The 21,214-nt window shown below is 73.2% G+C and carries 23 protein-coding genes; 9 read left to right on the plus strand and 14 right to left on the minus strand.

All coding sequences use genetic code 11. The annotated features are described in order from the left end of the window. Window positions 1-34: 34 nt before the first annotated feature. Entirely contained in the window at window positions 35-1,279 is a 1,245-nt protein-coding gene (locus ABD419_RS22045) for a hypothetical protein (protein ID WP_344491260.1), read from the plus strand. Between the two features lie 82 nt (window positions 1,280-1,361). Here the strand turns inward: ABD419_RS22045 and ABD419_RS22050 are convergent, their stop codons facing one another. Beyond that, the gene (locus tag ABD419_RS22050) at window positions 1,362-1,661 is read right to left on the minus strand and encodes a hypothetical protein (RefSeq protein WP_344491262.1); all 300 of its coding nucleotides are present in this window, start codon (window positions 1,659-1,661) and stop codon (window positions 1,362-1,364) included. 47 nt (window positions 1,662-1,708) lie between these two features. Then, window positions 1,709-1,879, minus strand: a complete 171-nt coding sequence (locus ABD419_RS22055) for a hypothetical protein (protein ID WP_344491265.1) — start codon at window positions 1,877-1,879, stop codon at window positions 1,709-1,711. Window positions 1,880-1,973: 94 nt separating this feature from the next. Here ABD419_RS22055 and ABD419_RS22060 point away from each other — a divergent pair, with 94 nt between their 5' ends. The 5 genes from ABD419_RS22060 (at window position 1,974) to ABD419_RS22080 (ending at window position 7,031) form a co-directional block, all read left to right on the plus strand. Then, entirely contained in the window at window positions 1,974-3,104 is a 1,131-nt protein-coding gene (locus ABD419_RS22060; protein WP_344491268.1) for an NAD(P)/FAD-dependent oxidoreductase, read from the plus strand. Window positions 3,105-3,115: 11 nt separating this feature from the next. Further along, entirely contained in the window at window positions 3,116-4,501 is a 1,386-nt protein-coding gene (gene hglS, locus ABD419_RS22065) for a 2-oxoadipate dioxygenase/decarboxylase (RefSeq protein ID WP_344491271.1), read from the plus strand. A gap of 2 nt (window positions 4,502-4,503) precedes the next feature. Continuing rightward, on the plus strand, window positions 4,504-6,042 hold the full coding sequence (amaB, locus tag ABD419_RS22070; protein WP_344491274.1) for an L-piperidine-6-carboxylate dehydrogenase: 1,539 nt from the start codon (window positions 4,504-4,506) through the stop codon (window positions 6,040-6,042). A gap of 96 nt (window positions 6,043-6,138) precedes the next feature. After that, a complete protein-coding gene (locus ABD419_RS22075; RefSeq protein ID WP_344491277.1) occupies window positions 6,139-6,438 on the plus strand; it encodes a hypothetical protein in 300 nt (99 codons plus the stop codon). After that, on the plus strand, window positions 6,435-7,031 hold the full coding sequence (locus ABD419_RS22080; protein ID WP_344491280.1) for a hypothetical protein: 597 nt from the start codon (window positions 6,435-6,437) through the stop codon (window positions 7,029-7,031). Before ABD419_RS22075 ends, ABD419_RS22080 begins: the two co-directional genes overlap by 4 nt. A 6-nt stretch (window positions 7,032-7,037) precedes the next feature. On the opposite strand, the gene ABD419_RS22085 is transcribed toward ABD419_RS22080, so the two are convergent. After that, complete coding sequence (locus ABD419_RS22085; protein ID WP_344491283.1) at window positions 7,038-7,385, minus strand: hypothetical protein; 348 nt, start codon at window positions 7,383-7,385, stop codon at window positions 7,038-7,040. Window positions 7,386-7,542: 157 nt separating this feature from the next. Beyond that, window positions 7,543-8,124, minus strand: coding sequence for a class I SAM-dependent methyltransferase (locus tag ABD419_RS22090; protein ID WP_344491286.1), 582 nt, complete (start codon window positions 8,122-8,124; stop codon window positions 7,543-7,545). Window positions 8,125-8,190: 66 nt separating this feature from the next. On the opposite strand from ABD419_RS22090, the gene ABD419_RS22095 reads away from it, so the two are divergent. Then, on the plus strand, window positions 8,191-8,628 hold the full coding sequence (locus ABD419_RS22095) for a MarR family winged helix-turn-helix transcriptional regulator (RefSeq protein ID WP_344491289.1): 438 nt from the start codon (window positions 8,191-8,193) through the stop codon (window positions 8,626-8,628). Window positions 8,629-8,754: 126 nt separating this feature from the next. Here the strand turns inward: ABD419_RS22095 and ABD419_RS22100 are convergent, their stop codons facing one another. From ABD419_RS22100 to ABD419_RS22130, 7 genes are all read right to left on the minus strand, one after another. Then, on the minus strand, window positions 8,755-9,180 hold the full coding sequence (locus ABD419_RS22100) for a PRC-barrel domain-containing protein (RefSeq protein ID WP_344491292.1): 426 nt from the start codon (window positions 9,178-9,180) through the stop codon (window positions 8,755-8,757). Between the two features lie 83 nt (window positions 9,181-9,263). Beyond that, window positions 9,264-9,488: a hypothetical protein gene (locus ABD419_RS22105; RefSeq protein WP_344491295.1), complete on the minus strand. Its 225-nt coding sequence runs from the start codon at window positions 9,486-9,488 to the stop codon at window positions 9,264-9,266. 101 nt (window positions 9,489-9,589) lie between these two features. Continuing rightward, window positions 9,590-10,348 (minus strand): hypothetical protein, encoded by a 759-nt coding sequence (locus tag ABD419_RS22110; RefSeq protein ID WP_344491297.1) that lies wholly within the window; start codon window positions 10,346-10,348, stop codon window positions 9,590-9,592. Between the two features lie 112 nt (window positions 10,349-10,460). Further along, window positions 10,461-11,558: a polysaccharide deacetylase family protein gene (locus tag ABD419_RS22115; RefSeq protein WP_344491300.1), complete on the minus strand. Its 1,098-nt coding sequence runs from the start codon at window positions 11,556-11,558 to the stop codon at window positions 10,461-10,463. A 71-nt stretch (window positions 11,559-11,629) separates the two neighbouring features. Then, complete coding sequence (locus ABD419_RS22120; protein WP_344491303.1) at window positions 11,630-12,949, minus strand: RNA polymerase sigma factor; 1,320 nt, start codon at window positions 12,947-12,949, stop codon at window positions 11,630-11,632. A 119-nt stretch (window positions 12,950-13,068) separates the two neighbouring features. After that, window positions 13,069-13,461: a YciI family protein gene (locus ABD419_RS22125; RefSeq protein ID WP_344491306.1), complete on the minus strand. Its 393-nt coding sequence runs from the start codon at window positions 13,459-13,461 to the stop codon at window positions 13,069-13,071. Window positions 13,462-13,647: 186 nt separating this feature from the next. Then, entirely contained in the window at window positions 13,648-14,604 is a 957-nt protein-coding gene (locus ABD419_RS22130) for a LysR family transcriptional regulator (protein WP_344491309.1), read from the minus strand. Between the two features lie 139 nt (window positions 14,605-14,743). Here ABD419_RS22130 and ABD419_RS22135 point away from each other — a divergent pair, with 139 nt between their 5' ends. Then, a complete protein-coding gene (locus tag ABD419_RS22135) occupies window positions 14,744-15,604 on the plus strand; it encodes an aldo/keto reductase (protein ID WP_344491311.1) in 861 nt (286 codons plus the stop codon). 12 nt (window positions 15,605-15,616) lie between these two features. After that, window positions 15,617-16,549, plus strand: coding sequence for an aldo/keto reductase (locus tag ABD419_RS22140; RefSeq protein ID WP_344491314.1), 933 nt, complete (start codon window positions 15,617-15,619; stop codon window positions 16,547-16,549). Between the two features lie 108 nt (window positions 16,550-16,657). On the opposite strand, the gene ABD419_RS22145 is transcribed toward ABD419_RS22140, so the two are convergent. From ABD419_RS22145 to ABD419_RS22155, 3 genes are all read right to left on the minus strand, one after another. Beyond that, complete coding sequence (locus ABD419_RS22145; protein WP_344491317.1) at window positions 16,658-17,566, minus strand: GlxA family transcriptional regulator; 909 nt, start codon at window positions 17,564-17,566, stop codon at window positions 16,658-16,660. A gap of 19 nt (window positions 17,567-17,585) precedes the next feature. After that, on the minus strand, window positions 17,586-18,170 hold the full coding sequence (locus ABD419_RS22150) for an isochorismatase family protein (protein WP_344491320.1): 585 nt from the start codon (window positions 18,168-18,170) through the stop codon (window positions 17,586-17,588). A 68-nt stretch (window positions 18,171-18,238) separates the two neighbouring features. Further along, window positions 18,239-21,055 (minus strand): Hsp70 family protein, encoded by a 2,817-nt coding sequence (locus tag ABD419_RS22155; RefSeq protein WP_344491323.1) that lies wholly within the window; start codon window positions 21,053-21,055, stop codon window positions 18,239-18,241. Window positions 21,056-21,214: the final 159 nt, after the last annotated feature.

Consider the following 21,214-nt stretch of genomic DNA (forward strand, 5'->3'; position numbering starts at 1 on the left):
TGCGGGTGCGGTGGCGGGGGCGTGTGCTCGGGCGTTGCTGGCGGTGCTGGTGGGTCTGGGCGTCTCGTTCGCGTTGATCCTGGGGGCGGGCATCCTCGCTGAGGAACATCTGCTCGGGGACCCCGGACTTGAGACTGCGGTCGATCACCTCATGCGGTTCAGCGTCGGTTTCCTCATGCTGTTCGGGCTCGGTGTGGCGTTCGTGTGGGCGGTGGTGAGCTGTCTGCGGGAGGTCGCAGTCTCGAGGGCGCTGGTGAAGGCCGCCGAGCAAGGGGCGTCTCGTTCCGCTGTGCCCTCGCCTGATCAGGTCGCGTCGGTCATCGAGCCGCCCGCCTCGCGGCTCGGCTTCCTCGGGTGGGGGAACGCGGCTCTGGCGGGTCTGCTGGGGGTGGTCGGGTTCTTCGTGGTGCTGGTGGACAGCAGCCCCGAAGGGTGGGTGATCACCTTGTCCGCCCTCGGATACGCGCTGGTGATGAGCCTGCTCGGGTACGCGTGCCAGCGGTGGCTCCCGCGGCCGCACGCCAGGCGGCGGGAGCGGATCGCCTCGCATTGGAGTGCGGCGGACGAGGCGCGGGCCTGGAAGCGGGCGAAGAGCAGCGGCGGAGCGGACCCGCTGGCCTCGCGGTCCTCGAAGGCCGCCGGCTTCATCTACGCGGCGGGGCTCGTCGGTGTCCTCGGTTTCGTCGCGATGCTGGCATCGATGGTGATGCGGTGCGCGAGCTTCCCCGGGCGCGGGACGAGCGAGTGCGACGAGGTCTACTACGGGTCGTTCATCGAGCGGGTGCTCTCGTGGGGGTTCTGGATCTTCGCGGTCGCGGTCCCGTTGACGGCGCTGCTCGCGCTGATCGGGGCGCTGCTCTACTGGGCGCAGCAGCGCGGCGAGCGCAGCGACCTGCTCACATCGCTGGCCGACGCGAGGTCTCGCCGCCCTGACAAGGACGTCCTGGCGTTCCATTCAGAGCAGCGCATGCATCCGCTGGCGCGCGTGGGCGCGATGCTGTCCGGTGTCGGCCTGGTCTTCGGTTGCTCTGCATACATGCTCGGTCAGGGCATGGGGCTGGGCTCGCAGGAGGTCTTCGCCGCGTACCGCACCGAGTCGCTCGCCGCGATCCTGGTCTCGGTCGGGCTGTTCGTCGCCGCCGTCGTCGGCACCGGTGTCACCGCCGCTCGCGGCCGCGAACTCCGCAACGCCCTCATGCGGCGCTGGCCCACGATCCCCGAACAGCAGCGGGACAGCCAGGGCAAACCAAAGCGCCGCTACCACCGCCTCGCTCCCTGAGGCCCGCCGGCCGACTTGGTCCGGCGGGCTACTGGTCGGCGAGCGTCGTCTTCGATGCACCCGACCCGCAACGCAAGTGGGATCACTCCTCGTCGGGGAAGCCCCAGTCGAGGGAGATGCGGGCGCCGGGGGCGACGGCGTGGATCGACTGGTCGACGTCGCGCTCGAACGTCGGGCTCCATCTGCCGAAACCGCTGATGATGATCGGGTAGGGCTCGCTGCGGGCCGTGACGGATGGCGGGTCGTGGGCGACGCGGACCACCATCCAGGACTCGATCCCGTGGTCCTTCAGGACGAGGTCCACCGCCGCTCGGACTCGGTCGGCTTCGTCCGGCGACTCGAGGTTGCCCACGTAGAGGTTCAGATGGATGTTCACTGACATGGCCGTCATCCTAGGGCCGCCCGCAAGGGCTGGTGTGCGAGGTCGCCTCATGCCCCGGTGGCCGGGGGCTGCGCTGTGGTTCGGAGGGACGCCTCGTATCGGGCTCGGTCGAAGACGAAGAGGCGGAGGGTGGTTCGGTCCCAGCCGGGTCGGTGCGGGTTCGTGAAGTCGCTCCATGTGACGGTGGTGGGGGTGAGGAGGAATTCGACGCGGTTCATGGCGGGATCGTAGTCGGGCGAGGCTGGACCCGGCGGGGGTTGGTCGGGATACTGGGGCGACCTGAGAGGGAGGTTGCCGGTGGGTGGATCGAACGTGCCTGCGGATGCGGAAGTGGTCGTCGTCGGCGGCGGGGTCGTCGGGTTGAGTGTGGCGTTCCACCTGGCCGAGGCCGGGGTGCGCGGGGTCGTGGTGGTGGAGCGGGACCTGGTGGGGCGGGGGTCTTCGGCGAAGCCGGTGGGCGGGGTCCGGGCGACGTTCTCCGATCCGGGGAACATCCTGCTGGGGCAGCGGAGTCTGGAGGCGTTCGAGCGGTTCGGGGACGCGATCGGGTTGCGGCAGGTCGGGTACCTGTTCCTGTGCCGGAGCCCAGAGGAGGTCGACGCGGTCGAGCGGTCCACCCGGTTGCAGTGCGGTCTGGGCGGGTCGGGACGGATGGTCTCCGCGGCGGAGGCCGCTCGGCTCAATCCCTGGCTGGACCCGCGGGCGCTGCTGGCCGGTTCGTTCTCGCCGCGGGACGGGCATGCCGAGCCCGCGCTGGTGGTGGCCGCCTATCGGGCGGCCGCGGAACGGCTCGGGGTCGTCGTCTGCGAGTCCGCCGAGGTCGTCGGGATCGACGGTTCGAGCGGGGCGATCGAGGCGGTGCGCACGAGCCGCGGGGTGGTCAGGACCGGGCGGGTCGTGTGCGCGGCCGGGGCATGGTCGAAGCGCGTCGGGGAGATGGCCGGGGTGTCGCTGCCGGTCGAGCCGGTCCGGCGGCAGATCGGGATCACCGCCCCTGAAAGCGGGCTCCCCACGGTGCCGTTCACCCTGGACCTCTCGACGACGCTGTACTTCCACAACTGCGACGGCGGACTGCTGCTGGGGATCTCGGACGCCGCGCAGGAGCCCGGGTTCGGGCGGGAGTACTCGGACGAGTGGCGGCCGGCGTTCGACGAGGCGGCGGCAGTCGTGGCGCCGTCGCTGGTCGGGCGGGAACTGGTGTCGGGGTGGGCCGGGCTGTACGAGAACACTCCCGATCACAATGCGCTGATCGGAGTCTCGCGGGAGGTGCCGGGGTTCTCGTACGCGACCGGGTTCTCCGGGCACGGTTTCCTGCAGGCGCCCGCGGTCGGCGAGGTCGTGCGGGACTTGTACCTGGGCCGGGAGCCGTTCATGGACCCGTCGGCGTTCCATGCCGACCGGTTCGCGGCCGCGGCGCCGGTGCACGAGCGGCACATCATCTGAAGGAGCAGAGCATGGTTGCGACATGGGAGCTGCGGGCGCGGTTCGCGGTCCGGTTGGCGGAGATGTACGGGAGCGAGGTCCCGGCGTATCACACCCTTGTGGACGTGTGCACGGAGGTGAACGCCGAGGCCGCGAAGGTTCGGGGCGACGAGCGGCTCGGGAGCATCGAGCGGGTCACCGCGGAGCGGCACGGGGCGATCCGGGTGGGGTCGCCGCGGGAGATGGCGGAGGTCGCGCGGGTGTTCGCGGCGTTCGGGATGGCCCCGGTGGGGTTCTACGACCTGCGGGACGCCTCGGCGAGTTCGGTGCCGGTGGTCTCGACCGCGTTCCGGCCCGTGGCGGCCGAGGAGCTGGCCCGGAATCCGTTCCGGGTCTTCACTTCGATGCTGGTCACCGAGGACCGGCGGTTCTTCGACGCCGAGACCGAAGAGCGCCTCAAGGCCTTCGTCTCGGAGCGGGAGCTGTTCGGCTCGGAGCTGCTGGCGCTGGCCGACCGGGCCGCCGCGGAGGGCGGGTTGGACGACGATGATGCGGAGCGGCTGCTCGGGCTCGCCACGGACTCGTTCCGGTTGACCGGTGAGCCGATCGAACGCGAGTGGTACGACCACCTGGAGCGGATCTCGGCGGTCGCTGCCGACATCGGGGGCGTGCCGGCCACGCACATCAACCACCTGACGCCGCGGGTCCTGGACATCGACGAGCTGTACGCGCGGATGCAGGCGCGGGGCATCGCGATGATCAGCGAGATCCAGGGGCCGCCCGCGTGGGAGGGGCCCGACGTACTGCTGCGGCAGACGTCGTTTCGGGCGCTGGCCGAGGAGCGGGTCTTCCGGCAGGCCGACGGGTCCGTGCGGACGGGGTCGCTGCGGGTGCGGTTCGGGGAGGTCGAGCAGCGCGGCATCGCGTTGACGCGCAAGGGCCGCGACCGATACGACCGGCTCGTCGCCGAGGTCGACCGGCGGCTGGGCGAGGAGCAGGGCGGGAGCCGGCAGGAGGTCGCCCTCGACGTGTGGCGGGAGGGGCTGCCTTCGACCGAGGCCGAGCTCGAACTCCAGGGGCTGGGGTTCTTCTCCTATCGCGCGGCCGGGGTCGCACCGGGCGCGGAGCGGGCGTCGCTGCGGGAGCTCGTCGACGCGGGCGTGCTGGTGCCCGAGCCGATCGTGTACGAGGACTTCCTGCCGCGGTCGGCCGCGGGGATCTTCCAGTCGAACCTGTCGGACGAGGGCGTGCGCGACGACGCGCAGGCCGGGGCCGTCTACGATCTGGACCGGCTCGCCGAACTCGTGGGGGCCGAGATCCATGACCCGTTCGACCTGTACGCGGCGCAGCGGGACGGGTCGCTGCGGGAGGCCGAGCAGATCCTCGGTCTCCGAATCGACGACGACACTCGGGAGTGACGATGACCAACCCCACCACCGCCCCTCCGGCGGCCGGCACCCTGGCGGCCTCGGTGCGCGAGGCGCTCGCGGCGCTCGGCGTCGACGCCGGGGCGCTCGGCGGGCCCCACGAGGCGCGCTCGCCGATCACCGGCGAGCTGCTCGCGACGACCGCCGAGCACACGAAGGCCGACGTCGAGGCGGCGGTGGCCGCGGCCCACGAGGCGTTCCTGACGTGGCGGGACGTGCCCGCGCCGGTGCGCGGGAACCTGGTCAAGCGCTGGGGGCAGCTGCTCACCGAGCACAAGGCCGAACTGGCGCTGCTGGTGACCGCCGAGGCCGGGAAGATCGAGTCCGAGGCGCTCGGCGAGGTCCAGGAGATGATCGACATCTGCGACCTGGCCGTGGGCCAGTCGCGGCAGCTGTTCGGCCGCACGCTGCCGTCCGAGCGCCCGGGGCACCGGCTCGCCGAGACGTGGCATCCGCTGGGGGTCGTGGGCGTGATCTCGGCGTTCAACTTCCCGGTCGCGGTGTACGCGTGGAACACCGCGCTCGCGCTGGTCTGCGGCGACGCGGTCGTGTGGAAGCCGGCCGAGGCGGCGTACCTGTGCGCGATCGGCGCGAACGCGCTGCTGGCACAGGCGGTTCGGGACGTCGGCGCCCCGGAGGGCGTGCACCGGCTGGTGCTCGCCGACCGGGCCGTGGGACAGTCCCTTGTGGATAATTCGCGGGTGGCGCTGGTGTCCGCGACGGGCTCGGTGCGGATGGGCCGCGAGGTCGCGCCGCGGGTGGCGGCGAGATTCGGGCGGGTGCTGCTGGAGCTGGGCGGCAACAACGCCGCGATCGTGGCCCCCTCGGCCGACCTGGACCTGGCGCTGCGCGGCATCGTGTTCTCGGCGGCGGGCACGGCCGGGCAGCGGTGCACCACGCTGCGGCGGCTCATCGTGCACGCGTCAGTTGCCGACGAGCTGGTCGGGCGCATCGCCGCCGCGTACGGGACGCTGACCATCGGCGACCCGACCGCGGCGGGGACTCTGGTCGGACCGCTCGTCAACGGCGCGAGCTTCGCGGCGCAGCAGCGCGCACTCGCGCGGGCGGTCGAGGAGGGCGGCGAGGTCGTGGCCGGAGGCGGCCGGGTCCTGGCCGACGAGGCACCCGACGCGTACTACGTCGAACCGGCCGTGGTGCGGATGCCCGGCCAGGCCGGGGTGGTCCAGGAGGAGACCTTCGCGCCGATCCTGTACGTGCTGACGTACGAGGACCTGGACGAGGCGATCGCGCTCCAGAACGGTGTGCCGCAGGGCCTCTCGTCGTCGATCTTCACGCAGGACCAGGCCGAGGCCGAGCGGTTCCTCTCCAGCGCCGGGTCGGACTGCGGCATCGCGAACGTCAACATCGGGACCTCGGGCGCCGAGATCGGCGGCGCGTTCGGCGGCGAGAAGGAGACCGGCGGCGGCCGCGAATCGGGGACCGACGCCTGGCAGGCGTACATGCGGCGGGCCACCAACACCGTGAACTACTCCGGCGAGCTGCCGCTCGCGCAGGGCGTGAAGTTCCTGTAGAGGCCCGGCCGCTCGCGCAGGGTGTGAAGTTCCTGTAGGAGCCCGGCCGCCCGCGGGCGGCCCGCGCCGCGCGACCGGTTGCGGTACAACGGTTCGATGCGGCGACGATTGCGACGGTTCTGCTACGGCATCGAACGGCCGGACTTCGAGCGGTCCGCCGGCGTCCACCTCGTGCGGGCGCTGGTGTTCGGCCTCGCCGGGCTGTGGCTCGGCGCGACCGGGCTGCTCCTGGCGTACTCGCTGGTCGCGGGGTGGACGGCGGCCGAGTGGAGCGCGGGCTTGATCGGCCTCGGTGTGCTCGGGTTCGCCCCCGTGGCGCTCATGCAGGGGCTGGCCCAGCCCGCGGCCCAGCGGTACACGCTGCGCCACAGGAGGACCGGCGGTGGCGGGCGGTGAGGGCGGTGCTCGCGGCCGCGCCGTTCATCGCGCTCTTCCTGCTGGCGGCGGGCGGCTGCATCGCGGCGGCGGTGCTGAACGCCAGGCGGTACCGGGCGGTGAAGGCGGCGCCGCCGATCCCGCTGGACCTGGCGTCGCCGCTGCCGACCGCGTCGGGCTTCCCGTGGCACCCGCGGTACCGGGGGCAGCGCTGGCCCGACCCGAGTCCCGGTGGCGCGCGGATGTCGGTCGAGTCGGCGAGGCGGTACGCCGGTGCGGCCGAACGGAAGTCGCGGCGCTGCCTCCTCATGGGCGACGCCGCGATCTTCATCCTCGCGATCCCTTCGGGCCTGTTCGCGCCGATGTTCCTCCAGCGCTGGCCGGACCCGCCGCCGGCCGCCGGGTGGGTGTCCGTGGCCGTGGTGCTGGCCTCCATGATCGGCGGGATCTCGCTGAAGGTCTACGCGGCGCCGTACTGGGAGGCGGTGAGCGACGCGTACTCAGAGGCGGTCGAGCGCCTCACCGCCGCGGAGGCGGCGTCCGCGGCGGCCCCAGCGGCGCCCCGCGGTGCCGGGGACCGGCTCAGGGCCGCGTGGCGGGAGCTCTTCGGCTGAGCCGGGTCACGCCGCGCGGTATTCGGCGACCACTTCGATGGGGCCGACGATGTGGCGGTTGAACTCGTCGAGCTCTTCGGCGGGGACCCAGAGTTCGAGGATGGTGCGGCCGCCGGCCTGCTGGACGGGGTAGCGCCGGGCGAAGTCGTGGTCGAGTTCGAAGCGGGTCACGTAGCCGACGCCGTCGCGCGGGGCGTTCCAGTCGCGGGCGATCTTCGCGGCGTACTCCTCGTTGAGGACCGGGTAGAAGATCGGCTGGTCGGGGAGGCGGGGCGGCCACGCGGTCCAGTCGGAGGCGCGCACGAGTTCGAGCTCGGCGGGTCCGCAAGGGCGCCAGAGGGTCAGGGTCTGCATCGGTCGGTCCGTTCCGGTGAGGGTCCCTGTGACTGTGGCACATCGGGGGTCGGCGCGCACCCGGTTTCAGGTCCGGGCCAGGCCGCTGCGGGCCTGGACCGCGTCCTTGAAGACGAAGCGGTCGGGGACGGCGCAGACCGGTGCGGTAGCCGCCCGGTCATCGCTTGGCGGCCTCGAAGCGCACGGTGCGCATGAAGGGCATCCACGGGGAGCGGAAGGGGGTGCGGGCGGTCTCGGCGAGGTCGTCGAAGGCGTCGAAGGGCCCGCGCGGGAAGTCGTAGTCGAGGAGGCGGCCGCCGTCCTTGAGGACGCGGGCGATCTCGGCGCCGCCGGTCTCGGGGTCGGACCAGTGGTGGGAGCTGTAGGTGGTGACGACGAGGTCGAAGGCGGCGTCGTCGAAGGGGAGGGCGGCGACGTCGGCGGTGCGGAGGTCGGGGGCGGGGTCGAGGTGGGCGAGGTTGCGGGCGGCGTGGTCGATCATGTCCCGCGCGAGGTCGACGCCGGCGAGGCGGAGGTCGGGGCGGCGCTTCGCGAGGATGCGGAGGAGGATGCCGGGCCCGGTGCCGACGTCGAGGACGGCGGCGCTCTCGGGAGCGGCGGCCGCGATGTCGGCGGCGATCCTGCGGTACTGGAGGGGGCCGAGCAGGCGGGCGATCCGGTTGTAGCGGTGGCTGTGGCGGCCCTCGATGGCGCCGTGGCGCCGGTCGTGGTGATCGTGATCGTGGTGGTCGTGCGGCATGGCGGACTCCTTGATAGTTGTGCTCTACAACCTTTAGGGTACGGCAGACGGTTGTAGAATGCAACCATGACGAAGCACGACGCGGATCACCTGCACCACCTGCTGATGGACGTGGTGCGCACCGCCGAGTTCGCGCTCATGGCGGAGGTCGTGCCCGGCCGGTCGCTGTCGATGTCGCAGCTGTTCGCGCTCCACGAGCTCGACCACCACGCGGGGATGTCGCAGCGGGAGCTCGGCGAGCGCCTCGTGCTGGAGAAGAGCAGTGTGAGCCGGCTGGTCGCGGACCTGGAGTCGGAGGGGCTGCTGACCCGCGAGCGCGATCCGGGGAACCGGCGGCTGTACCGGCTGGAGATCACCGACGCCGGGCGGCGGCTGCACCGCGGCGCGGCCGAGGTGCTCCACGGGCGGTACGAGGGCTGGGCGGCGGGGATGACGGCGAAAGAGCGGGAGGGCCTGGCGGTGGGGCTGCCGGCGCTGCTGCGGGTGATGCGGGCCGAGCGCTAGGGCGGACGACGAACCGGGCCGGAGTGGCGTGCGGGGTCTCGGCCGGAGCCGGGGAGGCCGGAAGCTCGGTCGCCCTGCGACGCACGGCAGCGCGGGCCGCGTCGCGGGCCGCGCTGCCGTCCCGGTCTACCTGAAGGGGTAGCCGGGGTAGATGTAGCCGGCGCTCCAGTGGGGCATGAGCCCGTAGTAGCCGTAGACGTCCTCGCCGTAGGGCCGGCCGGGGTCGTCGTCGGTGGTGAGCTCGGGGTCGTACCCGGGGCCGGACGCGACGTGGTCGCGGTCGCTGCTGAGGTGGACGTGCTCGTCGTCGACGCGGGTCACCGCGCCGACCGGGACGAGGACCTTGCGCTTGCCGAGGCCGAGGAAGCCGCCGGAGGCGACCTCCAGGAACCGGACCTTGCGCAGGCCCCGGTCGATCAGGAGTCCTTCGACCTTGCCGGTCTCGTCGCCACTGCGGTCGAGCACGGTGTGCCCGCGCACGTCGTCGGCGCCGTCGGCGATCGTGAGGTCGGTGTCGTCGAGTCGCACGAGCGTCATCGCCTGGTCGGTCATGATGCTCCCTCCGTCGAGTTCGTTGCAGGTGAGGTACCCCCGTGGGGTGCGGGCGAAACGCGGCCGTGCGCGGGCCGGGCCGGTCAGCCGCCGGGGCACTCGGAGTCGCCGCCGCTGCGAGGGAGGCACTGGGCGGGGTCGTGGGGCTCGGGTTCGACGGTGGGCCGGTCGTCGCGGAGGACGTCCGCGGCGATCTCGCGGGCGACGCCGCTCTGCGCCAGGACGACGGCGATGATCACGACGAGGATCGCGTAGACCGCGCCGGTCTTCGGCATCTTGAGCAGGAACGGGAGGATCGCGAGCAGCACGAGGGCGGAGGGGATGACGACGAAGGCGATCAGCCACTCGTCGGGGGTGGTTTTGCGCCGTGTTGGGCGGCGGTTTTTCTCGGCATCCGCCAGACGGACCGCTAGCCGAGGACGGCGTCGGCTCGGCCGCGGGCCTGGAGCAGGCGCACCAGGAGGGCCACGGCGACGAGGGCCGCCGAGAGGGAGGCGAAGACCGCCACGGGCGTCTCGGCGCTCGCGGCGATCCAGGCGAGGGCCCAGATCGCGGCGGCGGCGAACATGGTGACGCCCTTGGCCTTCGCGACGACCGCGATGAGGACGATCGCGGTGGCGCCGAGGGCGATGACGGCCGCGACGGTCCCGGCGCCGTCGCCGGTGGCCGCGGCCGCCGTCGTCAGCGCACCGACCACGGTCGCGACCGCGACCCAGCCGGTGTACAGCGTCAGCGGGCCCCAGAAGAGCCAGCGGGCGGCGCGGCCGGAGGCGGGCTCGGCGGCGGCGTTCCGCCAGGCCGCGGCGAGGGCGACGAGCAGGAGGACGATGACGATCTGCGCGGCGGCCACCTGGTCGGCGGAGAACAGCACGACCCAGACCGCGTTCAGGACCCCGACGGCCGCGATCCACCAGCCGGTGCGCCGGTGGAGGGGCTCGCCCCGCTGGGACGGCAGGAGCTGCCAGACCGCGAGCGCGAGGACCGCGAGGTAGATCAGGTTCCAGATCATGAACGCCCCGCCTGCCGGGAGCAGCGGGTTCGGGTAGGAGCGGGCGACGTCGCCGACGGGTTCGCCGAGGGCGCCGCTGCCGCCGAGCGCGCCCGCGACGGTCTGGAGCACCGCCGCGGCGAGCACCGCGGTGGCTCGCGCGAGATCGTTTCGGGACATGGCAACCGCCTCCGGTAGTTCGACCGTCGAATCAATCCTCGTCGGTGTACCCGCCGGAAGCGCGGCGCACACGCCGGTCCCGCGGCGAGCGCCGCGGGACCGGGCCGAGCGGTTACACGCGGGTCCACTTCTGGTTGGTCCCGGTCCAGCACGAGTAGAGCTGGACGTTGGCGCCGTTGGCACTGGAGTACACGTCGAGGCACAGGCCGGTGCCGGTGTTGCGGACGGTGCCGTCCGATCCGAAGGTCCACTTCTGGTTGCCGGAGCCGGAGCAGGCGCTGATCTGCGCGAGCGCGCCGTTCGCGGTGCCGGAGGGCTCCAGGCACCTGCCGAGGACGCGGAGCTCCTGCGCGGCGGTGTAGGTGAACTGCTGGTTCGCGCCTTCGTAGCAGGTGTAGAGCTGGACGCGGGTGCCGTTGGCGGTGCCGCCGCCGGGCACGTCGATGCACTTGCCGGCGGAGTTGGAGCGGAGCAGGTCGGTGCCGGTGCCGCCCCCGCCTCCCCCGCCTCCGCCGCCCGTGGGGGCGACGGCCTGGCCGGTGCTCGGGGAGATCATCCCCGCGCAGAGGCCGCGGGCGCGGAGGTTGGACGCGATCTGCGGGATCGCGTTGATGGTGTTCTGGTAGGCGTCGTGCATGAGGATGACGCCGCCGTTCTGGAGGTTGTTCGCGGCGGCGACGATCTGGGCGGTGCTGGCGCCGTTCCAGTCCTGGGAGTCGACGGTCCAGAGGACCTCGCGCAGGCCGTACTGGGCCTCGACGGATTTGAGGGTGGCGTTCGTCTCGCCGTAGGGCGGGCGGAAGAGGACCGGGGTGCCGCCGCCGCCCTGCTGGATCGCCGTCTGGGTGCTGGAGATCTCCTGCGCCATCTGCGACGAGGACAGCTGGGTCATGTGGGGGTGCGTGTAGGAGTGGTTGCCGACCCACATGCCGGCGCTGACCTGCGCGGCGACGAGGCCGGGGTTGCTCGCGGCGCGCTGGCCGGTGTTGAACATGGTGGCGCGCAGGCCGTTCGAGGTGAGCGCGTTGAGGAGGCTGTTCGTGGTGCCGGGGTTGGGGCCGTCGTCGAAGGTGAGGCCGACGTAGCCGTTGCAGGTCTGCGCCTGCGCGGGGCTCGCGGCGGTGAGGAGCGCGACGGCGGTGCCGGCGGCGAGGACGAGTGCGGACAGGGTGGCGATGAGCGGTCGGATGCGGCGGCGGGTGCCGTGCATGCTGCCCTCCTTGGGATGCGATGCGGCGCATCAGTCTGCGTCGACGGTTCCCGGGATGAGGGCCGTTGTCGTCATGAGGGGGACGATGGAGCGATGCAATAGACATTGAGAATTATCGATTTAAGGGCGGGTGCGGGCAAGACGGCTGCGCCGGACGGCCGCCGCGGTGCGCCGAACGTGCGGCGAGTGGTCGCCGTGCGGTCACTCCGGGGTCGCGGCGGCCTTCGCGAGGAGGTACCGCTGCTCGGGGTGCTGGTGGCGAGGCGGGCGGCCTCGCGGAAGGCCGTGCGGGCCTCGGGGAGCCGCCCGGCCCGTTCGAGGAGGTGGGCCCGGACGGCGTGGAGGCGGTGGGACCGGGCGAGCGCGGGGTCGCGCAGGAGCGGGTCGAGCATCGCGAGGGCCGCGCCGGGGCCCTCGGTCATGGCGACGGCGACGGCGCGGTTCATGGTGACCACGGCGCCGGGGGCGAGGGCGTCGAGCATCCGGTAGAGCTCGGCGATCTGGGGCCAGTCGGTGTCGCCGTAGGCCGCGGCCTCGGCGTGGACGGCGGCGATGGCGGCCTGGAGTTGGAAGGGCCCCACCGGACCCGAGGGGAGGGCCGCCTCGATGAGCCGCACCCCTTCGGCGATGAGGGCCCGGTCCCAGCGGGTGCGGTCCTGGTCGGCGAGCGAGACGAGGTCGCCGCGGTCGTCGGTGCGCGCGGCCCGGCGGGCCTCGGTGAGCAGCATGAGCGCGAGGAGCCCGGCGGTCTCGGTGTCGCTGGGGAGGCGGCGGCGCAGCTCGCGGGCGAGGCGGATCGCCTCGGCGGTGAGCGGCACGTCGAGGAGGTCGGCGCCGCCGGTGGCCGTGTGCCCCTCGGTGAAGATCAGGTACAGGACCTGCCGGGCCGAGGCGACGCGCGCGGGCAGGTCGGCCCGGGTGACGTCGCCGAGCCGCGCGTCGGCGGCCGCGAGCCGGGCCTTGGCGCGGCTGATGCGCTGGCCCATCGTGGCGACGGGCACGAGGAACGCCGCTGCGATCTGCTCGGTGCTGAGGCCGCCGACGGCCCGGAGCGTCAGGGCCACTTGAGAGGCCGGGGTCAGGGACGGGTGGCAGCACAGCAGGAGCACGTGCAGCGAGTCGTCGCTGTCGGTGGCCGGTGCTTCACTTGGCTCCAGCAGGTTCGCGGTGGCCTCCCGGTCGGTGCGGGCGCGGTCGGAGCGCAGCGCGTCGACGAGGCGGCGGGAGGCGGCGCGGATCAGCCAGCCGCGGGGGTTGGCGGGCGGGCCCTCGCGGGGCCAGTGCACCGCCGCGGAGAGGAGGGCTTCCTGGACGGCGTCCTCGCAGGCGTCGAAGTGGCCGTAGCGGCGCACCAGCGCCCCGAGGACGTGCGGCGACTCGCGCCGCCACACGTCCTCGAGCGCCCGGCCCGGCGGTGCCGTCTTCGAGGCCGCCTCCCCTGAAGGTGCGGACCCCGAAGGTGCGGCCGGTGCCGGCCGCCCTGACGGATCCGCCGGTGACGCCGGGTCCATCAGTGCTCCTCGCCGCCGGGCCACATCGCCGGGCGCAGTTCGACGGTCTCGCCGGGGCCGGAGAACGCGTTCGCGATCTCCTGGGCACGTTCGGGTCCGGACACGTCGATGAGGAAGAACCCGGCGAGGTGCTCCTTGGTCTCGGAGTACGGGCCGTCGGTGGCGACCGGTTGGCCCGCGCCCCAGCGGTAGAGCGTCGACGTGCTCGGGTCGGCGAGGGCCTCGCCGTGGACGAGTTCGCCGTTCTCGCTCATCTCGGTGAGCAGCCGCTCGAACTCCGAGTTCAGGCGCTCGCGCACCTCGGCGGGAAGCGCCTGGTTCTCGGGGATGAAGTCCCCCGTCGGGTGGCCCCACGGCTGCGGGTTCGAGTGGATGAGGATGACGTACTTCATGGTGACCTCCTGGTCGCGGCTCCGGCTCTTCCGGATCTTCGTCTGGAACGACGGGGCCGGGCCGCGGTTTTCGACATCCGCGCCGGGATTTCTGGACGTTTTTCCGAGGCGGTCCTGGCGGCCTCGGTGAGCAGGCCGGATGCGCGCCCGGGGGTACTGCGTCCCCGGATCGGCGTCCCGGCGCGGCTATGCCGGGAGCCGGACGGGCGCGGCCGGGGCCGGGTCGGGCAGGGCCCTGTGCGGGCTGTCGGGGCCGGGGTTGTCCGGGAGGGGGTTGAGGAGTTCGAGCAGGTGGGCGGCGGGCGAGTCGGCCTGGTCCCAGGCGGTGGAGACGACCGAGACGGTCCACTGCGGCACGTCCTCGTCGGCGAGCGGCAGGACCCGCAGCGAGGCGGCCTGCGGCTTCGCGGCGACATGCCGCGGGACGACGGCGATGCCGAGGCCGCGGCTGACGAGGTCGAGGAGGGTGTGCACGTCGTTGACGGTGCAGCGCACGCGCCTGCGGGAGCCCCGCGCGGCGAACACCGACTCGTTCAGGGTGCGCACGCCCCAGGCCGAGCCGAAGTCGACGAAGTCCTGGTCGTCGAGGGCGTCCCACGCGACGGAGGCGCGCGCCGCGAGCGGGTGGTCCGGCGGGGTGACGACCACGAGCGGCTCGCGGCCGAGCTCGCGGTGCGGCAGCGCGCTCAGGTGCCGGTCGGTGGCGACGAACGCGACGTCGAGCTCGCCGGCGCGGAGCATCCCGAGCAGGTCGTGCGAGCCGCACTGCGTGAACATCGTCTCGACCCGCGGGTGGCGGCGGTGGAAGCGGTCGAGCAGGGAGTTGACGTCGACCAGGCCCAGGCACTGCTCGGCGCCGATCGAGAGGGAGCCGGAGACGGCGCGGCTGGCCTTGACGACGGCGTCGCGGGCGCCCGCGGCCTGCTCCAGCATCATCCGCGCGTACGGCAGCAGCGCGAACCCGGCCTCGGTCGGCTCGACCCGGCGCGTGGTGCGGGTGAACAGCGCGGTGCCCAGCTCGTCCTCAAGGCTGCGGATCGCCGCCGACAGCCCGGACTGGGAGATCCCGGTCAGCTCGGCCGCCCGTGTGAAGTGCCTCTCATCGGCGAGCGCGACCAGGTACTCCATCTGCCGCAGGTCCATGGATCATTCCTTCGGGTTCTCAATCTCAGAAACGTCAGTTGTTGGACTTCTAGATGCCTCGAACCTAGCATCGACCTGGTCATCCGCCAGCAGACGGGAGCGCGCCGCCGCGCCCCGCCCGGCCGCAAGGAGTGCACCCATGCAGCAGCGCACCATCGGGAACCGGCAGGTCTCGGCCATCGGGCTCGGCGGGATGCCGATGTCGATCGAGGGGCGGCCCGACGAGGCGCGGTCCGTCGCCGCGGTCCACGCGGCCCTCGACGCGGGCGTGACCCTCATCGACACCGCCGACGCCTACCACCGCGACGCGAACGAGGTCGGCCACAACGAGACCCTGATCGCCAGGGCGCTCAAGGAGTACGGCCCCGGCGCCGCCGGCGTCCTGGTCGCGACCAAGGGCGGGCACCTGCGCCCCGGCGACGGCTCCTGGACGCAGAACGGCCGCCCCGAGTACCTCAAGGAGGCCGCGAAGGCCTCCGCCAAGCGCCTCGGCGTCGAGGCGATCGGCCTCTACCAGTTCCACCGCCCCGACCCGGCGGTCCCGTACGCCGACTCCGTGGGCGCGATCCGCGACCTCCTCGACGAGGGCGTCATCGAGCTCGCCGGGATCTCCAACGCGAGCGTCGCCCAGATCGACGAGGCCAACGAGATCCTCGGCGGGCGCCTCGCGTCGGTCCAGAACCAGTTCTCGCCGCGGTTCCGCTCCAGCGAGGGCGAACTCGAGCACTGCGCGAAGCTCGGCGTCGCGTTCCTGCCGTGGAGCCCCTTGGGCGGCATCAGGAGCGCGCCCGAGCTCGGCAGCCGCCACGCGGCGTTCAACGAGGTCGCCGAGGAGGCCGGCGTCAGCGTCTACCAGGTGGTCCTGGCGTGGCAGCTCGCGCTCGCGCCCGTCGTCGTCCCGATCCCGGGCGCCTCGCGCCCCGAGAGCATCCGCGACTCGGCCGGAGCCGCGGACCTCCAGCTCACGGGCGACCAGGTCGCCCGCCTGTCCGCGGCCTAGAAAGGAATCCCGATGAAGCGGTTCACGCTGCCCGGCACCGAGATCGAGGCGCCGAACGTGGTGCTCGGCCTCATGCGCATCCCCGACAAGACCGACGAGGAGGTCCGCACCCTCGTCAAGACCGCCACCGACGCGGGGATCGACTTCCTCGACCTCGCCGACGTGTACGGCCACGAGGTCCACGGCTGCGAGCGCCGCTTCGGCGAGGCCATGCGCCTCACCGCGGCCGAGCGCGAGCGCCTGGTCATCCAGACGAAGGCCGGGATCGTGCGCGACGGCCCGTACTTCGACTTCTCGTACGAGCACCTCATTGCCTCGGTGAACGGCTCGCTCGAGGCGCTCGGCACCGACTACATCGACATCCTCCTGCTGCACCGGCCCGACGCGCTCGTCGAGCCCGAGGAGGTCGCCCGCGCGTTCGACGAGCTCGCCGCCGCGGGCAAGGTGCGGGCGTTCGGCGTCTCGAACCACACGCCGCGCCAGATCGAGCTGCTGAAGAAGCACGTGACGCAGCCGCTGGTCGCCAACCAGCTGCAGCTGTCGATCACGCACGCGCCGCTCGTCGCGCAGGGCACCGCCGCGAACATGCAGGGCCTCGACCAGTCGCTCAGCCGCGACGACGGCCTCCTGGACTACTGCCGGCTCAACGACATCACCGTGCAGGCGTGGTCGCCGTTCCAGGCGGGCTTCTTCGACGGGCCGTTCCTCGGCTCGCCGAAGTACCCGGAGCTGAACGCGTCGATCGACCGGCTCGCCGCGAAGTACGGGGTGCCCGCGATCGCGATCGCGGTCGCGTGGATCACCCGCCACCCGGCGAACATGCAGGTCGTCATCGGCACCACCACGCCTGAGCGGGTGGCGGCGTCGGCGCAGGGCTCGGACGTGCCGCTGACGCGCGCCGAGTGGTACGAGCTGTTCCGCGGCGCCGGGTACACGGTGCCGTAGCGAGGCTTCGCTCTGAGAGGGGGCGGCAGGGGCCCGGACGAGCGTCCGGGCCCCTGCCGCTGTGCTGATGCGGCCCATGGGTGTTCGGCCGCCGCCCCGGGTCGGGGCTCAGCGCGCCCCGGCGCGCAGGCGCCGGAGCATCCGGGCGTCGCCGAAGCCGACCGCGCGGGCGGCGGACTCGGTCGGGCTCCCCTGGCTGATGAGGTGCTCGGCGCGCTCCAGGCGGAGCGTCGACTGGTACCGCAAGGGGGTCATGCCGGTCGCGTCGGTGAACCGCCTGGTGAGGGTGCGCTCGCTCAGCCCGGCCGCGGCGGCGAGGTCGGCGAGGCGCAGCGGTTCGGCGTACCGGGCGTCGATGAGGTCCTGGACGCGGTGGACGGCGTCGGAGAGGTGCGAGCGGTGGCGGAGCATGGCCGAGTCCTGGGCGGCGTCGCCGTCGCGGCGGGCGTAGACGACCATGCTGCGGGCGATGCGCGCGGCGACGGCGGGCCCGTGGCGCACGGCGACGAGGTGCAGCGCGAGGTCGATGCCGCTGGCGATCCCGGCGGAGGTGACGACCCGGTCGTCGACGACGAAGAGGCGGTCGCGCAGGACCGCGGCCTCGGGGTGCCGCTGCGCGAGCTCCTCCTGCAGCTCGTGGTGGGTGGTGCAGCGTCGGCCGGCGAGGAGCCCGGCCTGGCCGAGCGCGAACGCGCCGGAGCAGACGCTGCCGACGGTGCCGCCGCGCCCGTGGTGCGACACCAGCAGCGCCGCTTGGGATTCGGTGAGGCGCGGCCCGCCCGCGGTCTTCGGCGAGCGCCAGCCGGGGACGAGCACCAGGTCCCCCGGCCCGAGGTCGGGCCAGTCGGTGGCGGCGCGCAGCGGGAGGCCCTGCGCGGTCGTGACGTCTTCGCGGTCGGCGACGAAGGACACGTCGTAGCCCAGGCCGAGGTCGGCGGCTGTCGAGAAGACCTGGGCGGGTCCGGCCAGGTCGAGCAGGTGCAGGTGCTGCACCAGCAGGAAGACGACGCGGGTCATGCAGGGCCTCCCGATCCGGTCAGCGCGCGGTCACTTCGTCGACGGTACTGATCGTCGCGAAGCGGCCCGCCAGCGCGTACTCGGTCCGGGCGGTCACGTCCGCGGTCTGGAGCGTGAGCGGGTCGGCGAGGATCTCCTCGATGGGCCGCTCGTAGTCGGAGTCGCGGTGCGGGATCGGGTGGGTGGCGGTCGCGTCGATGACGAAGTCGACGGTGAAGCCGAGGTCGGAGGCGACGCGGGCGGTGGTCTCGCAGCACTGCTCGGTGCGGATGCCGCAGACGGCGACCTCGCGCACGCCGTGGGAGGTGAGGATCTGGTGCAGGTTCGTGGTGGTGAACGCGTTGTGCGAGGTCTTGACCAGTTCGGGCTCGCCGGCCTCGGGCTTGAGGCCCTCGATGTAGCGGACGAAGCCGCGGGCGGGGTCGAAGACGTTCCCGCTGCCGGCCTCGCTGTGCAGGACCCAGACGACGAGGTCGCCCTTGGCGCGGGCGTGGACGACCAGCCGGTCGACCTGGTCGGCGATCTGCGGGTCGGAGGTGGCCGCCCAATTGGGCCGCTGCCGGAAGGACTCTTGGACGTCGATGACGATCAGGGCTCGTTGCATGCCTCCATCCTGTCGCCGGGGCGGGCCCGGCGACAGGCACGATCCCGGCCGGCACCGGAACGATCCGGTCAGCCGAGTCCGGAGGCGGCGAGGAGGAGGGCCCGGCCGTCGCCGGCGTGGACGGCGACGAGGTCGCCGCTGATCGCGACGTGCTCGTAGAGTTCGACGCCGGTGTTGTGGACCGGGGTCCGGTCGCCGGTGGCGAGGTCGAGGACGTAGACCTCCCAGGCGGTGTTCGTGCCGTCGTAGCCGACCTGCTCGACGACGGCGCGGCCGCCGCGGACGGCGAGGACCGAGGAGTAGGGCTCCTCCCCGCCTTGGACGACGGTCCCGTCGAAGTCGACGACGCGCGCCGCGGACACAGTGTCGAAGGTCTGGTCGCCGTGGACGATGCCGGTGGGCGAGGTGTACCACTGCTCTTCGACGGCCCAGTCGATGGAGTCGAGTTCCCATGCCGCCGTGCCGCTCTGGGTGTCGACGGCGACGGTCTGGTAGGTCTCGGCGCTGGAGTTCTCGACCGCGGCGCAGACGAGGTGCTGGCCGCAGGGCTTGACGTTGACGATGGCGTCGCCCGCGGCGAACTCGACCCGCCAGGCCTCGGCGAGGCCGTCGAGGGCGAATCCGGCGAGGACGGCGCGGCCGGGGGAGGCCGCTTCGGAGAGCTTGCCGACGGCGAGGCCGTCGAACGCGGTCCACTGGTGGGAGTCGAGGGGGAGGTCGCCGGAGGTGATCGAGCCGCCGTCGGCGGCGTCGCGCACGACGGCGGTGCCCTCGTAGGGCTCGAGGTCGACGACGCGGTTCGCGACGGCGAGGTTGTCGTAGAGCGCGTAGGAGTTCGGGGGGACGGCGCCCGCGTACTCGCCGCCGTCGTTCCAGACGGTCTCGGCGCGGATGCGGTACTCGTCGATGAGGAACAGGCCGTCGGGGCCGCCCTTCTTCCACACCTCCTCGCCGGTGGTGAGGTCGATGCGGACCACGGCGTTGTCGTAGATGCCGGTGCGCTGCTCCACGAGCACGTCGGTGCCGTAGAACGCGAGGTCGTTGCGGTCGATCCACGGCTGCTTCCAGAGGAATTCGCCGGTGTCGAGGGCGACGGCGGCGCGCATGTTCTGGCCTTCGTCGACGGCCGAGCCCATCGCGTCGATGAGCAGGAGGTTCCCGGTGATCGTCAGGAACGTCTCGGTGGGCTCCAGCTCGTACTCGTTCGTCCACAGTGCAGTGCCGGCGGCGTCGTAGGCGTTGGCGAGGAGCTTGCCGTCGACGACGTCGGTGATCACGGCGACGCCGTCGCCGGCGGCCACCGCGGCCGCGCCGGGCGTGGTGAGCGCCTGCTCCTTGACGACCTGGAGGTCGGTGCCGTCGGTCGCGCCGTCACCGCCGCCGAGGTCGCTGAGGCCTTCGACGAGGTCGCCGCCGGAGAAGTCGCCGAACAGGGAGTCGAGCTGGATGCTGTTGACGGCGACCACGATGAGGATGACGATCGCCATGGCGATCGAGGACACGACCGAGAGCGCGATCCAGCGCTTCGGCGCCGGCCCGGACCCCGGCAGCGGTCCGGTGTGGACGTTCGGCTGGAATCCGGTGCCGGGCGCGGCCGGCGGCGGGTACGGCCCGGCGGGCGTCGGCTGCGAGGGCCCGTACGGCGGGCTGGGCTGCGAGGTGTGCGGCGGCTGCGAGGGACCGAACTGCGGGCTCGGCTGCGGCGCGTGCTGCTGGGGCGGGAGGCTCCCGGCGGGGCTCTGGACCGGGTACGGCGCGTAGGTGAGCGGCGTCATCGGGGTGGTCGCGGGCGGCGGCGCGGTCTCGGGTTCGGCGGTGGCGTGCTGGAGGGCGCCGAAGGCGACCGGGAGTTCGGGCTGCTCGGGCACCGAGGGGGTGACGCCGAGGCGGGCGTGGAGGCGGGTCGCCACGAGCGGCATGCGGCTGGAGCCGCCGACGAGGAGGAGCGCGGCGAGCGACGCGGGCTCGACGCCGGCGCGCTCGACGGTGCGGCGGGTCTCGTCGACCGCGCGGGCCACGAGCGGGTCGGCGAGGCTGGTCAGCTCGTCGCGGGTGAGGTGCAGGCCCATCGGGTTGTGGCCGGGCAGGCCCACGGGCGCGGTGGAGGTGCGCGAGAGCATCTCCTTGGCGGCGCGCACCTCGCCCCAGAACGCGAGCCGGTCGCGCAGGTCGGCGGTGGTCTCGGGTTCGCTCAGGCGCTTCCACAGCGCGGGGTCGCGGCCGGCGACGACGCGGCCGAGGTGGGAGGCGAGGGCCATGTCGATGTCGAGGCCGCCGAGGTCGTCGAGGCCGCCGAACGCGAGGGTGCGCAGGCGCCCCTGGTCGTCGCGGCGCACGACGGCGACGTCGAAGGTGCCGCCGCCGAAGTCGAAGATGGCGACGGTGCCGCCGCGCGGGATCTCCTGCCCGAGGACCTCCGCGCAGTAGGCGGCGGCCGCGATCGGCTCGGGCAGCAGCCGCACCCGGCCCATCCCGGCGAGCTCGGCGGCGGCCTCGAGGCGGGCGCGGCGCACCGGCCCCCAGTCGGCGGGGTAGGTGAGCACGATGTCGGTGGGGCGCATGCCGGAGGCCGCGGCCTCTTCGGCGACGCGGCGCAGGCCGGTCGCGAGGACCTCCTCGACGGGCAGCTCGCGGTCGCCGAGGAGGACGGTGCCGTCGTCGATGCGGCGCTTGGGGTGCGGCTCGAACCGGCCGGGGTCGGCGGCGGCGAGGCGCTGGGCGTCGCGGCCGGTGTGCAGCGCGCCGTCGGCGTCGAGGTACACGCCGGAGGCGAGGAGCGGGGAGCCGTCGAACAGCAGTGAGCGGGGTTCCTGCCCGCCGCGGCCGATGACGGCGACGGTGTGGGTGGTGCCGAGGTCGACGGCGAGCCAAACGGGAGCGTTCACGGGTCCTACTCACTCGGTCGGGGCTGTGGGGGAAGGGTGTCCGCGATGGGGCTCCGGACTCCCGTGAGGATACCCGGCGGGACTGACGCGGCCGGTCGTGCGGGCTCGCGGGGGCACCGGTCGAGACGCAGCTGCCGGGGCGTTTCCGCCCGTGCCGGA

Origin of the sequence: Glycomyces endophyticus, from assembly GCF_039531525.1 — a bacterium.
Taxonomy (GTDB): Bacteria; Actinomycetota; Actinomycetes; order Mycobacteriales; family Micromonosporaceae; genus Glycomyces; species Glycomyces endophyticus.